Origin of the sequence: Microbispora oryzae (assembly GCF_017896165.1) — a bacterium.
Taxonomy (GTDB): domain Bacteria; phylum Actinomycetota; class Actinomycetes; order Streptosporangiales; family Streptosporangiaceae; genus Microbispora; species Microbispora oryzae.
The window spans coordinates 98,733-113,772 of sequence record NZ_JAFCNB010000022.1 but is presented as its reverse complement, the minus strand read 5'-3'; the positions used below and the strand labels follow the sequence as shown (position 1 = coordinate 113,772).

Here is a 15,040-nt window from a genome sequence, read left to right as displayed (position 1 = left end):
TGAACGCGGAGACGGGGTTGCGTCTGCCGGCGACGTTGGTGTTCGACCATCCGACGGTGACGGCGTTGGCGGATTACCTGTTCCGCACTCTGGCTCCGCCACCGCCCTCCCCCGAAGACACCCTCCGCACCGCGCTGCGGAGCATGGACGAACTGATCGCCGGCGCGAACGGAGAGGCCGACGTGCTGCGCGGCCGGTTCGCCCGCATCCTCCAGGACGCGCTCGGCCGCCTCGGCGCCGCCGGATCAGGCGGCGTGACGGACACGATCGACTCGGCCTCGGACGAGGAGATCTTCGCCCTCATCGACAACGAACTGTGACTTCGGACCGGAAGGGCTTCCACGATGGGAACCGAGGACAAGCTCCGCGCCTACCTCAAGCGCGCGACCGTCGAACTGGCCCAGACCCGGCAGCGCCTGAGTGAGGTCGAGGAGCGGCGCAACGAGCCCGTCGCCATCGTCGGCATGGCCTGCCGGTTCCCCGGAGGCGGCACGGTCGAGGACTTCTGGGCGCTGCTGCGCGACGGCGGGAGCCCGGTGCGCGAGGTGCCCGCCAGCAGGTGGAACGCCGACGACTACTACGATCCCGATCCCCGGGCGCCGGGCGCCATGTACACGAAGTCCGGCACGTTTCTCGACGACATCGCCGGCTGGGACGCGGAGTTCTTCGGGCTGTCCCCGCGTGAGGCCCTGCGCATGGACCCTCACCAGCGCCTGCTGCTCGAACTGACCTGGGAGGGCCTGGAGAACGCGGGCCTGGCCCCCTCCCGGCTGGCCGGCAGCCGGACCGGCGTGACGGTCGGCTACATGGACACCCTCCAGTACGGCAGGCTCCAGATCGAGCGGCAGGGCCGCGACGCGCTGAGCGACCCCTACCTGGGCCAGGGCTCGGTGCCGAGCGTCGCCGCCGGGCGCATCGCCTACCAGTTCGACCTGGTCGGGCCGACGATGACCGTCGACACCGCCTGTTCGTCCTCACTCGTCGCCGTCCACCTGGCCGCGGAGAGCCTGCGGCGGGGCGAGTGCGACCTCGCGATCGCCGCCGGGGTGTCGCTGAGCATCCACCCGTCGCTCTACATCCAGGCGTGCGCGGGCCTGATGATGAGCAGGGACGGCCGCTGCAAGACGTTCGACGAGGGGGCCGACGGCTACGTCATGGGCGAGGGCGGCGGCCTCGTCGTGCTGGAGCCGCTGTCCAGGGCGATCGCGAACGGCCGCCGCATCCGGGCCGTGCTGCGCGGGTCGGCCGTCAACCAGGACGGCCGCAGCAACGGGCTCACCGCGCCGAGCCGGCGCGCCCAGGCCGACGTGATCGGCCGGGCCCTGGCCGCGGCCCGGGTCACGCCGGACGACGTCGACTACGTCGAGGCGCACGGATCGGGCACCCACCTGGGTGACGCCATCGAACTGTCCGCGCTGCACGACGTCTTCGGCGGCCGCCCGGCCGACCGGCCGCTGCACGTCGGAGCGGCCAAGACCAACATCGGCCACACGCAGGCGGCGGCCGGCATCGCGGGCCTGATCAAGACGACGCTGATCCTGGAGACCGGGCTCATCCCGCCAACGCTGAACGTCAGCACCCCGGCCGTCGCGATCCCCGAGGACGGCACCGTGCGGCCCGTCACCGGCGCGACGGCCTCCGCCCCGGACCGGCGGCCCCGGCTCGCGGGCGTGAGTTCCTTCGGCCTGTCGGGCACCAACGCCCACCTCGTGCTTGAGGCGGCCCCCAGTCGCGAAGCCGGCTCCGAGGCCGTCCCCCCGGACGCGGCGGCGTCCCCCAACACGCCCCCCAACACGTCCCGCGACGCGTTACCCAGCGCGTACGTTTTCCCTCTGTCCGCCGCGAGCGGCGCCGCGCTGCGGGAGCAGGCGGCCCGCCTCGCGGCGTGGCTGGAGGACCGGCCGGAGACCGATCCGGCCGACCTCGCGCACACGCTGCGGTCCGGGCGATCCGCCCTGGACCACCGCCGCGCGATGGTCGCCGCCGACCTCGGCGAGGCGATCCGGGGGCTGCGCGACCTCGCCGGAGGCGGCTCGCACCGGGTCAAGGGCCGGCCGCGGATCGCGTTCCTGCTCCCCGGGGTCGGCGACCACTACGCCGGGCTCGGCCGCGACCTGTACGCCCGCGAACCCGTCTACGCGGAGGCCGTCGACCGGTGCGTGGAAATCGTCCACCGGCGGTCGGGCCGCGACCTGCGCCCCCCGTTCGAGGCGGACCCGGCCGCGCCGGCCGGCGATCCGGCGCCGGACCCGTTCGCCGAGATGCTGGGCCGGGGCACGCCCGCCGGGGACGACCCGCTCGACCACGCCGTCACGGCGCACCCTTTCCTCTTCACCGTCGAGTACGCGCTGGCGCGGCTGCTGGCCCACCGGGGCGTCACCCCGGATCTCCTCATCGGCTACAGCCTGGGCGAGTACGTGGCGGCATGCCTCGCGGGCGTGTTCACGCTGGAGGACGCCCTGCACGTGGTCGTGGAGCGGGCGCATCTCATCGCGGCCGCCCCCGCGGGCCGCATGGTCGCGGCGGCCGGCCCGCTGGACGCCGTCCGGCCCGCGCTCACGGGCCTGGAGGTGGACGTCGCCGCCCTCAACGGGCCGTCGATGACCGTGCTCAGCGGCACCCCCGACGACGTCGCCGCCGTGACCGCCGCGCTGACGGAGCGCGGGATCGCCTGCCGCCCGCTGCGTTCGGCGCACGCCTTCCACTCCTTCCTGCTGCGGCCCGCCCGGGAGAAACTCGCCGCCCTCCTCGACGCGGTACCGCGCCGGCCGCCCGCCGTCACCATCGTGTCCAACCTCACCGGCCGTCCGCTCACGCCCGAGCAGGCCACCAGCGTGTCGTACTGGGCCGACCAGCTCGTCGGCACGGTCCGCTTCTCCGACGGCGTACGGCACTGCCTCGGCCAGGACGTCGCGGCGTTCGTGGAACTCGGGCCCGGCCAGACCCTCGGCGGGCTGGTCAGGCAGAACCTCACGGCGGCCTCCGGCGCGGCCGTCCTCGGCACGCTGCCTCCCCGGCACCGCGCGCGCACCTCGCACGCCTCGGGGACGGCCGACGAGCTGACCCGGTCGTGTGCCCGGCTCTGGGAACTCGGCACGCCCGTGAGCTGGGAGAACACCCAGCCCCAGGGCGGCCGCGTGCTGAGCCTGCCCACCTATCCCTTCCAGCGGACCCGCTTCTGGCCGGAGCCGGCGGACCCGTCGGCCCGGCCCGAGCCGTTCGGAGGCGCCGCGACCGCGGCCGGCACAACCGGCACAACCGGCACGGCCGGCACGGGGGGCGCCGCCGACCACGCCTACGTGCCGAGCTGGCGGCAGGACCCGGCGCCCCCGGCCGCACCCACCGCCGTGTCCTCCTCTGCATCCCTCTCCGTGCCCCCGCTCACCGGGCCCCTTGTCGTCTTCGCCGACCCCGGCGGCGTCGGGACCGCGCTCGCCGATCTCGCCGAGGCGGCGGGCGTGCCCGTCGTCGAGGTCGTCCCCGGCGCCGCGCGGCACCGCGAGGGCCGCCGGCTGACCGTCGACCCCGCCGCGCCCGGCGACTACGCCGAGGTCTTCGCCGGCCTGGGCGAGGGCCGGGTCCACGTCGCTCACCTGTGGGGGCTGACCCCCGCGGCCGGAGATTCGGCGGACGAGCACCTCGCCGCCGCCGTCACGGGCGGCTTCGACAGCCTGCTGCTCGCCCTGCAGGCGCTCGGCGACCTGCCCGCAAGCCGGGGCGTACGGCTGCTGACGGTGTCGCGGGGGGCCGCGGAGATCCTCGGACGGGACGTGCCCGCGCCGCAGCAGGCGCTCGTCCACGGCCTCGGCCGGGCCGCCCGCCACGAGATCCCCGGGCTCGTCTGGAGTGGCGTCGACCTCGACCCCGAGACCGGCGGGGACGGCGCGGGCGAGGCCGCCCGGGAGGTGCTCCGCGAGATCGGGACCGACCCGGAGGGAGACGCCGACCGCGACGCGCTCGCCGCGTGGCGGCGCGGGCGGCGCTGGACCCGCGGCTGGGCCCCGCTCCCCGTGGACGCGGCGCGGCCCGGCGAGCCGGTGTGGCGCCCGGACGGCGCCTATCTGATCACCGGCGGCACCAGGGGCCTCGGCATGGCCCTGGCCCGTCACCTGGTGCGGTCGGGAGTGCGGCGGCTGGCCCTGGCCGGCCGTACGCCGATCGACCGCACGGGCGGAGCGGAGCCGGACGAGCGGGCGGCGCGCACGCTCCGGGACGTCGCCGAGCTGGAGGCCGCCGGCGCAGAGGTGCTGCTGGTCACGGCCGACGTGGGCGATCCGGCGGCGCTACGCGAGGCGCTGCGCCGGGCACGGACCCACTTCGGCGCCCTGCACGGCGTGGTCCACGCCGCCGGGCTGCCCGCGGGCGGCCTGCTGGGGCGCCGCACGGTCGCGCAGGCCCGCGAGGTGCTCGCCCCCAAGGTGCTGGCGATGGGGCCGCTCGCCGAGCTGGTCGGCCCCGGCACGCCGCCGGAGGAGCGGCCCGAGCTGCTTGTCCTCTACTCCTCCGCGGTCACCGCGTTCGGCGGCATCGGCGAGGGCGACTACTGCGCGGCCAACACCCTGCTCGACGCGTACGGCCAGGCCCTGGCCGCCGCCGCGCCCTCGACCCGTGTCGTCTCGGTCGCCTGGGGGCCCTGGCGGCACGACGTCTGGCAGGCGGAGAACCTGAAGTCCGCGGGCGGCCTGGCCGAGCGGGTCGCGGCCTATCGGGAACGGTACGGCTTCTCCGACGAGGCCGGGTGCGCGCTGCTCGACCGGATCGCCGCCTCCGGTCACGGCAGCGTCCTCGCGGTGCGGCAACCGCTCCACGAGGTGATCCGCGACTGGTCCGGGATGCTCGACCTGGACAGTCTGGTCGGCGCCGCCGCGCCGAGAAGCGAACGGTTCCCCCGCCCAGAGCTCCGCGCCGACTACACGGCCCCGCGCACCCCCGCGGAGGCGCGGATGGCCGAGCTGTGGGGCGCCTACCTCGGCATCGACCGGGTGGGGGTGCACGACCCGTTCTTCGACCTCGGGGGCAACTCGCTGGTCGGCATGGCGATGGTGCTGGTCATCGAGAAGGAACTCGGCCGGCCCGTCCCTCCCGCCCTGCTTTTCGAGCGCCCGACCGTCGCCGAGTTCGCCGCCGCGCTGGACGGCGGCGCGGACGGGCCCGACACCGGCGGCGAGGAGGCGCTGGCGGACGGCTCGGCGCGCGGCCAACGCCGCCGCCGGGCCCGCGTCGGCCGGCGCGGGTGACCCCCGCCCGGTGCGGACGGCCCGGCCCTCCCCACGCGATCCCGCGACACACCACCATGACGCTCCCCACGACACCCCGCGACACACTCCCCGCGACGCTCCCCACAGGGCGGCCCGGGACGAGAACCGAGACGAACCCTGAGATGAGGGCCTGAGATGAGGGCGGAAGACGTGATCGACGAGATCGACGGGATCGACAGCTCCGGCGCCGACATCGCGATCGTCGGCATGTCGGGCCGGTTCCCGGGGGCGTCCGGCGCGGCCGAGCTGTGGGACGCCGTCCGGGCGGGCACGTCCGGCATCACGCGCCTCACCGACGACGACCTGCGCGCGGCCGGCGTCCCCGAAGACCTGATCGGCGATCCGGCGTACGTCAAGGCGGTCGCGGCGATCGACGGCGTCGAGCTCTTCGACGCGGGGTTCTTCGGGTTCAGTCCCAAAGAGGCCCAGATCATGGATCCGCAGCACCGGCTGTTCCTGGAGCACAGCTGGTCGGCGCTGGAGGACGCCGGCTGCGACCCCACCCGCTTCGACGGCTCCATCGGCGTATTCGGCGGCTGCGCGCACAGCTCCTACCTGCAGAACAACCTGGTGCCGAGCGGCATCGGCGCGGTGATCGGCGACCTCGCCCTCGGCCTCGCCAACGACAAGGACTCGCTGACGACGCGGGTGGCGCACACGCTCGGCCTGTCCGGTCCCAGTTACGGAGTGCAGAGCTACTGCTCCACGTCGCTGGTCGCGGTCTGCGCGGCGGCCACCAGCCTGGCCGCGTTCGAGTGCGACCTCGCGCTGGCCGGCGGCGTCGCGGTGAACGTGCCGCAGCGGGTCGGCTACCTCTACCAGCAGGGCGGCATCACCCCGCCCGACGGCGTCTGCCGCGCCTTCGACGCGGGCGGGCTCGGCGCGCCGCTCGGCAGCGGCGTCGGCGTCGTCGCCCTGCGGCGGCTGGAGGACGCGCTCGCCGATGGCGACCAGATCTACGCGGTCATGCGCGGCTGGGCGGTGAACAACGACGCCGGGCGCAAGGTCGGCTTCACCGCGCCGGGTGTGCAGGGCCAGGCCGCGGTGATGGCCGAGGCGCTGGCCAGCGCCGACCTGACCCCGGCCGACATCGACTACGTCGAGGCACACGGCACCGGGACCGCGCTGGGCGACGCCGCCGAACTCGCCGCGCTGCAGCAGGTGTTCCGCGGGCGGTCGGTGCTGATCGGCTCGGTCAAGACCAACGTGGGCCACCTCGACCGGGCCGCCGGGGTCGCCAACCTGATCAAGGCGGCGCTGGCCCTCCGCCACGACGAGATCCCGCCCACGCTCAACCTGGAGCGGCCCAACCCCCAGCTCGGCTCCGGCGAGGCCCACCTGGAGGTCGTCACCCGGCTGCGGAGCTGGCCGCGCGAGGCGGGTCGCACCCGCCGGGCGGGGGTGAGTGCCTTCGGCATCGGCGGCACCAACGCCCACGTCGTACTGGAGGAGGCGCCGCTGGTGCCCCGCACCGCGGAGCCGCCGCGGCCGGAACTGCTCGTGTGGTCGGCCCGCACGGCCGCCGCCGCCGACGCCATGACGGAACGGCTCGCCGCGCACCTCGACGGCGAGGGCCGCGACCACCGGCTCTCCGACGTGGCCCACACCCTGCAGGCCGGGCGGCAGGTCTTCGCACACCGCCGCATGCTGGTCGCCTCCTCAACGGCCGGGGCCGCCGCGGCGCTGCGGGGTGGCGCGGCGCCGCGCGGTGGCGGAGTGCTGAGCGGTGGCGGAGTGCTGAGCGGTACGGCCACCGGCGCCGACCGGAGGGTCGGACTGCTCCTCACGGGTGCCGGTGAGCCCTGCCCGGGCCTGGCGGCCGAGCTGTACGAGTCGGAGCCGGTCTTCCGCGAGGCGATCGACGCCTGCCGGGCCGGGCTGCGCCGCCTGACGGACGCGACCGACCCCCTCGCGCCCCTGCTCGACCGCGCCGGGACGGACTCGTTTCCCGGCCCGCTGCCCGGCTCGGCGCCCGATTCGTTGCCGGGATCGTCGCCCGGATCGTTGCCCGGTCCGGCCGTCGTGTTCGCCGTCGAGTACGCCCTGGCCCGGCTGGTGCTGTCGTGGGGGATACGGCTCTCGGTGGTCGCCGGATGCGGCGTGGGCGAGTTCGTCGCCGCCGTCCTGGCGGAGGTGTTCCCGCTGGAGTCGGCGCTGGCCCTGATCGTCCATGGGGCACACCCCGTGGGCGCGCCGCTCCGCCCGCCGTCCGTTCCCTTCGTCTCCGGCGTGACGGGTGCGCTCGTCCCCGGCGAGCGGCTCACCGACCCCGCGTACTGGGCCGGACCCGGGTCCAGGCCCGGGTCCATGTCCGGGTCCAGGCCCGGGTCCACGCTCTGGTCCGCGCCCGTACGGCTGGACGACGTGCTGGCCACGCTGCTGCGGCACGAGGGGGAGCCCGTCCTGCTGGAGATCGGCCCCGGGACGTCCCGTTCCGTGTCGGCCGACGGCCGTCTCGGCTGCCCGCCCGAGCGGCTGCCCCTGGTCGTCGCCGCGTCGCCCGATGCGGCCGATGCGCCGGCGGTCGGCGAGTCACTGGCGGTCGGCGAGTCGCCGGCGGTAGGGGAGGCACTGGCCGAGACGGCCGGCCGGCTCTGGCTCGCCGGGGTGGCGCTCGACTGGGCCGGGTTCCGCCAGGACCGGCCGGTGGCGAAGGTCGGCCTGCCCGGCTACGCGTTCCAGCGGGAGCGTTACTGGATCGACCCGCCGCCCGCCGCTGCCACCGGCGGCGTCCCCACCGCCGTCACGACCGCCCCCGTGCCGACCGCTGCGCCTGCCGCCATGTCGGCTGCCGCGTCCACCACCGCGTCCACCATGGCCTCCACCATGGCCTCCACCATGGCCTCCACCACGGCCTCCACCACGGCGGCCGCCCCTGTGACAGCCGCCGCGGATCGGCCCGCAGCGCGTCCCCATGTGGAGTTGCTGGCCCCGGCGTGGAACCTGGCGCCCTCGGCGGGCGTCCCCCAGCCGGTGGCGCGCTGCGTGCTGCTGGCCGACCGGACGGGCGTGGCCGAGGCGCTGGCCGGCGCCCTCAGCGCCGCGGGCACCGAGATCGTCGTGGTTCCCCCTACAGACGCAGCCACAGAGGCGGGTACAGCGGCAGGCGCGGCGGCCGGGGCGGTCGCAGACGTGGCCCGTCGCGCGGGCGCCGCGGTGGTCGTGGATCTCCGTCTCCTCGACGACCCCGACGGCGAGGCAGCGTCGGCCGCCGCGCCCAATGCGTCGGCCACCGCGCCCAATGCGTCGGCCACCGCGGCGCTGCCCGCCGCGGCACGGCTGCTGGCCACCTGGGGTGAGGAGGGCGGCGACGGCAGCCGGATCCTCCTCGTCACGCGAGGCGGGCAGGCGGTCGCGCCGGGGGAGAACCCCCGGCCCGGTCATGCCGCCGCCGCGACCCTTCCCGTGGTCGCCAACCAGGAGTACCTCTCGCTCGCGTGCGCCGCGGTCGACCTCGACCCACAGGCCGGGCCCGCCGCCGCGGCGGACGCGCTCGCCGCCGAGATCCGTCATCCGTCCGCCGACGTGGTCGTCGCGTACCGGGACGGGGTGCGGCTGGTGCGGAGCTTCACGCCCACCGCGCCGCCGGAGCCCGCATCGACGTCCATCCCGACGCCCGCGCCGACGTCCATCACGAGGCCTGCGCCGATAAAACAGGGCGGGACCTATCTCGTCACCGGAGGGCTCGGCGACGTCGGCCTGCTGCTGGCCGGTCACCTGGCGGCGGCCGGGGCGGGGCGGCTCGTCCTCACCGGGCGCGGCGGCCTGCCCGGCGACCCGGCCGACCACCGGCGACTGGCGGTGGACCGGCTCCGCGCGCTCGGCTGCGAGGTGCTGACCCCCCGGGTGGACGTCACCGACACCGGCGCCATGCGCGCGCTGCTGGACGGCCTGCTCGCCTCCGGCGGACGCCTGGACGGGGTGATCCACGCGGCGGCCGAGACCCGTCCCGGCACCTTCGCTCCGTTGCGAGACCTCGACGCCGCCGCGGTGGACCGGCACTTCGCGGCCAAGGTGACCGGCGCCCTGGTCCTTGAGCGCCTGCTCGAGGAGTTGCCCGACGACCGCCGCCCGGCATTCTGCCTGCTGTTCTCCTCCACCTCCGCCATCCTGGGCGGCATCACGTTCGGCAGCTACGCCGCCGCCAACGCCGCGCTGACCGCGATCGCCCGCCGCGCCCACGCGGGCGACGCCGGCCACGACGTCGAGGGAACGGCGACGCGATGGGTGGCAGCGAGCTGGGACACCTGGGCGGTCACTCTCGACCGGATGGAGGGTGGTCTCGGCGCCGCGATGGCGGCCCACTCCATGACGGCGGAGGAGTCGCTCGCGGCCTTCGACCTGCTGGCCGCCGGCGTGCCCGACCTGCCCGACGTGGTGGTCGCGGCGGGCGGCCTCGACGACCGGCTGCCCCGGGCGCTGCCACCGGCCGCCGCCGCTCTGCCCGGTGCGGCCGACCGGTTCCCCCGGCCCGAGCTGCCCGAGCCGTACGCGCCGCCGGTCTCCGCGACGGAGCGGGGCCTGGCCGGCCTGTGGTCGGAGGTGCTCGGCGTCGAGCCGGTCGGCACCAGGGACAACTTCTTCGACCTGGGCGGCAACTCCCTGGTGGCGCTGCAGATGCTCACCCTGGTGAAACAGCGTTTCGGCGTCGCCGTCCCGACTGTGGCGCTGTTCGAGGCACCGACCGTGCGCACGCTGGCCGCCCTGCTGGACGAGCGCGGCGCGCCGGACGGGGCCGCCCCCGCCCCTCTCAACCCCGCCCCTCTCAACCCCGCCCCTCTCAACCCCGCGGCCCTCGCTCCCATCAGCCCCGCCGCCGTTCCCGGCGCGGCCGCACCCGCGCCCGCAATCACTCCCGTACGCGCGCCGGTGTCCGTGCCACGGCCCTCGGCCACGGGCGGGCGCGTCCGGGACGACGCGGGGGACGACGCAGGGGAGGACCGGCGGATCGCGATCGTCGGCATGGCGGGGCGGTTCCCCGGCGCGCCCGACGTCGCGGCGTTCTGGCGCAACCTGTGCGACGGCGTTGAGTCGATCACGTTCTTCTCGCCCGAGGAACTGCTGGCGGCCGGTGCCGACCCCGCGCAGATCGCCGACCCGGCTTATGTGCCGGCCCGGCCGGTCCTCGGCGACGTGGCCGGCTTCGACGCCGCCTTCTTCGGCATGAGCCCCCGGATGGCCGCGATCACCGATCCCCAGCAGCGGGCGTTCCTGGAGGTCTGCTGGGAGGCGCTGGAGCAGGCCGGCTACGCCGAGCCCGCCCACCGGGGCCGGGTCGGCGTGTTCGGCGGCGCCAACATCAGCACCTACCTGCTGCGGATGACCGACCACGTGTTCGGCGGCGGGCGGCGCGACTTCAGCGACTTCGAGGTCATCATGGGCAACGACAAGGACGCCCTGACCACGACCGTCTCTTACCTGCTCGACCTGTACGGCCCCAGCGTGGCAGTCCAGACGTTCTGCTCCACCTCGCTCGTCGCCGCGCACCTCGCCGTGCGGAGCCTCCGCGCGGGCGAATGCGAGATGGCCCTCGCGGGCGGCGTGTCGATCCGGGTGCCCGACCGGGTGGGCCACCTTTACGGCCCCGGGGGACAGGAGTCGCCCGACGGGCACGTCCGGGCCTTCGACGCCCGCGCCAAGGGCAGCATGTTCGGCGACGGAGCCGCCGCCGTCCTGCTCAAGCGCCTGCCCGACGCCGTACGCGACGGCGACCACATCTGGGCGGTCATCCGCGGCACGGCGATGAACAACGACGGCGCGCTGAAGGTCGGCTACACGGCGCCCAGCGTGGTCGGCCAGTCGCGCGTCATCGCCGACGCGATGGCGGACGCCGGGGTCACCGGCGACGACATCAGCTACGTCGAGGCCCACGGCACCGCCACCGAGCTGGGCGACCCCATCGAGGTAGCCGCGCTGACCCGCGCCTTCGGTCCGACGGCGGAGAAGGGCTACTGCCCGATCGGCTCGGTGAAGACCAACGTGGGGCACCTCGATCGGGCCGCCGGCGCCAGTGGCCTCATCAAGACGGCCCTCGCGCTGCGCGAGGGAGTGATCCCGGCGACCCTCCACTACACCAGCCCGAACCCCGAGATCGACTTCGACGGCAGCCCGTTCCGGGTGAACGCCGAGCTGTCGCCCTGGCGGACCCGCGGCGGGCGGCCCCGCATAGCTGGGCTCAACTCCCTCGGCATGGGCGGCACCAACGTCCACATGGTGGTCGAGGAGCCGCCCGTCCGGACGGCGCCGCCGCCCTCCGCCCGCCGGCATCAGGTGCTGGTCGTCTCGGCGCGGACCGCCGCCGCGGCCGACGAGGCGTCCGGCCGTCTCGGCCGCCATCTGGCCGCCGATGCCGGCGGCCGCCTCGCCGACGCCGCCTACACGCTGCAGGCCGGGCGCAAGACGTTCGAGCACCGGCGGGCGGTGGTCGCCCGCGACGCCGCGGCGGCCGCCGCGGCACTGACCCGCCAGACGGAAGGGGCCCTGCTGAGCAGGGTCGACACCGTACGCGACCGGCCGGTGGCGTTCCTGCTGGCCGGCGTGGGAGAGCAGTATCCCGGCCTCGCCGGCGACCTCTACCGGCACGAGCCCGCCTTCCGCGCCGCGCTCGACGAGTGCCTCGGCCTGCTCGACGACACCCTCGCCGGGTCCGATGACGGGTCCAATGGCGGGCCCACCGACGCGATCTCCGACCTGCCCGATCTGCCCGATCTGCGCGAGCTGCTGGCCGGCCCGCGCGGTTCGGGCGCGGGCGCCGACCTGGCCGCCCTGCTGGGCCGCACGACCAGCACGAACGGCGCGAACGGCACGAACGGCACGGGCGACGGGCGGGCCGCCGCGCTGGAGCGCACCGAGGTCGCCCAGCCCGCCCTGTTCGCCGTCGAGTACGCGCTGGCCCGCACGCTCATGGCGTGGGGTCTGCGGCCCCAGCTGATGCTGGGCTACAGCCTGGGCGAGTACGTCGCGGCCTGCCTGGCCGGGGTGCTGTCGCTCCGCGACGCCGTCGCCCTGGTCGCCCACCGGGCCCGGCTGATCGCCGGGATGCCGGCGGGCGCGATGCTCGCGGTCTCGCTGCCCGCCGGCCGGTTACGCGACCGGCACGGGCTGGCCGCGCGCGGCCTCGACGTGGCCGCGGAGAACGGCCCGCAGGCGACCGTCGTCGCCGGGCCGCCCGAGGAGGTGGCGCGGCTCGCCGCCGATCTGCGCGCGGCCGAGATCGCCTGCCGCCCCCTGCCGACGACCCACGCGTTCCACTCGCGGATGCTCGAACCGCTTACCGGCGAGCTGACCCGCTGGATCGAGGCCAACATCGAGCTCCGGCCGCCCGCCCTGCCGTACGTCTCGAACGTGACAGGTGAGGTCGCCGACGCCGCCCTCGTCTGCGATCCCGGCTACTGGGCCCGCCACATGTGCGGCACGGTGCGGTTCTCGGCCGGCGTGGAGACGCTGCTCGCCGACCCCGCCCTGGCCGTCGTCGAGATCGGGCCGGGGCAGTCCCTCGGCGCGCTGGCGCGCGGGGCGGGCTGCCCACCCGACCGGTGGCCGCTGATCACCCACACGCTGCCGGCGACCGGCGACACCCGGCCCGGCGACGAGGTGCTCGCCGGATGCCTGGCGCGGCTGTGGCTGTGCGGCGTCACCGTCGACTGGGACGCCTACCACGGCCGGGTCGAGGGCGCCGATCCTGCCGGGCTGCCGGGACGGGTGCCGCTGCCCACGTATCCGTTCCAGCGGCAGCGCCACTGGATCGACCCTCCGCGCCGTGACCGCGCGGCCGTCCCCGCCGACCCCGGCGACCTGTTCGAGGCCGTCACCAGCCTGCCGAAGCTGCCCGAGGACCGGTGGCTCTACCTGCCCGTCTGGCGGCAGACGGCGCGCCCTGCGCCGGCGGAGAAACCTCCGGGCTCGTGGCTGGTGTTCACCCGGGCCGGTCTGGCCGACGCCGCCGCGACCCGGCTGGCCGGCGCCGCCGCGGGTGCGCCCGTCACGTTCGTACGACCCGGCGACGCCTACACCAGGACCGCCGACGGCTACACCGTCCGGCCTGGACACGTGGCCGACGCCATCGCCCTGCTGCGCGACCTGCGTGCGGAGGGCCGCCCGCTGGACCGGGCCGTGCACCTGTGGACCCTGGAGCCCGGCGGGCACGACGACGCCGTACGCCTCGGACTGCACACGCTCGTCGCCCTCGCGCGGGCCGCCGGGGAGTCGGGCGTCGGGGGCTGGTCGCTCGACGTGGCCGTCTCCGGCACCCAGCCGGTGCTCGGCGAGGAGGTCGCCAACCCCTCAGGGGCGACGCTGACCGGTCCCTGCCTGGTGGTCCCGCTGGAGTATCCGGAGGTGACCACGCGGCTGGTCGACCTGCCGGCCGGCCCCGCCGCGTCCGACCTGGACGACCTCGCCGCCGAGCTGGCCCGGCCGCAGGGCGACCGGATCGTGGCGCTGCGGCGCGGCCGCCGGTGGCTGCCCGGCTACGACCCCATGCCCGCGCCCGCGCCGGACGGCGCCGCGCCGTTCCGCGAGGGCGGCGTCTACCTGATCACTGGCGGGCTCGGCGGCATCGCGCTCGGCCTGGCCGAGCGCCTCGCCCGCCACAGCCGCGCCAGGCTGGTGCTGCTCGCCCGCACCGGGCTGCCGCCACGGGAGGAGTGGCCGGCCGTCCTGGCGGGCGGCTCCGGCTCCGGCTCCGGCTCCGGTTCCGACGCGACCGTACGGCGGCGGGTGGCCGCGGTGAGCGAGATCGTCGCGCTGGGCGGCGAGATCGAGATTGTCACCGGCGACGCGGCCCGGCCCGAGGACGTCGCCCGGGCGGTCGATGTGGCCCTCGAACGGTTCGGTGCGCTGCATGGAGTGCTCCACGCGGCCGGTGTGCCCGCGATGGGCCTCATGCAGTTCAAACGGCCCGAGGAGCTGGACGCCGTGCTCGCCCCCAAGACCGGCGGCGCCCTGGCGATCGAACACGCCCTGCGGATCGGCACGCCCGGCGAGATCGAGCTCGACCTGCTCGTGCTGTTCTCGTCCATCACCTCGGCGACCGGAGGCGGGCCAGGCCAGGTCGACTACTGCGCCGCCAACGCCTTCCTCGACGCGCACGCCGCGCGGCTCGCCGCGACAGGCCGGCGCGTGGTGTCGGTCGGCTGGGGCGAGTGGACCTGGAACGCCTGGGAGGCCGGGCTGGAGGGGTACGAGGAGTCGTTGCGCGACTTCTTCCGGGAGAACCGGGCCCGCATCGGCATCGGCTTCGACGAGGGCTGGCGCGCGCTGCTGCGGGCCCTCGCCACCGGCGAGCCCCACGTGGTGGTCTCCACCCAGGACTTCCCCACGCTGGTCATGGGCAGCTCCCGGTTCACCGTCGAGGCCGTCACCGCCCCGGCGATCGGCGGCGCGCCGGCCGACCGCCACCCGCGGCCGGAGCTGCTCACCCCCTACCAGGAGCCGTCCGGCCCCGCCGAGGAGGCGATCGCCGCGATCTGGGGCGACTCGCTGCGGCTGGACCGCGTGGGCGTCCTCGACAACTTCTTCGAGCTCGGCGGCAACTCGCTGCTCGGCGTCGCCGTCGTGGCCGCGGTGCGCAGGGAGTTCGGCCTGGCCGAGCTGCCTCCGCACATCCTCTACGAAGCGCCCACCGTGGCGGCGCTGACCCGCACGGTCGAGGCCCTGGCGGCCGGTGAGGCGCCGGAGGCCGCCGACTCCGGCGGCAGCCAGGTGCGCGCCCAGCTCCGCCGTTCGGGGCTGGAGGCGTCCGCCGCCCGCAGACGCGGGCGGTGACCGCGCGTTTCGCGTCA

At 75.9% G+C, this 15,040-nt stretch carries 3 protein-coding genes; all 3 read left to right on the top strand.

Annotation, left to right across the window (positions count from 1 at the left end; all coding sequences use genetic code 11):
* The coding region (locus JOL79_RS28645; RefSeq protein WP_210159017.1) for an acyl carrier protein at positions 1–320 on the top strand (320 nt) is incomplete at its 5' end.
* 24 nt (positions 321–344) lie between these two features.
* Complete coding sequence (locus tag JOL79_RS28640; RefSeq protein WP_210159016.1) at positions 345–5,237, top strand: type I polyketide synthase; 4,893 nt, start codon at positions 345–347, stop codon at positions 5,235–5,237.
* A gap of 156 nt (positions 5,238–5,393) precedes the next feature.
* On the top strand, positions 5,394–15,023 hold the full coding sequence (locus JOL79_RS28635) for a type I polyketide synthase (RefSeq protein ID WP_210159015.1): 9,630 nt from the start codon (positions 5,394–5,396) through the stop codon (positions 15,021–15,023).
* Positions 15,024–15,040: the final 17 nt, after the last annotated feature.

What these genes read in the sequence shown, in the direction of transcription:
- JOL79_RS28635 (WP_210159015.1), top strand. Translation starts at nt 5,394, where the DNA reads ATGAGGGCGGAAGACGTGATCGACGAGATCGACGGGATCGACAGCTCC.
- JOL79_RS28640 (WP_210159016.1), top strand. Translation starts at nt 345, where the DNA reads ATGGGAACCGAGGACAAGCTCCGCGCCTACCTCAAGCGCGCGACCGTC.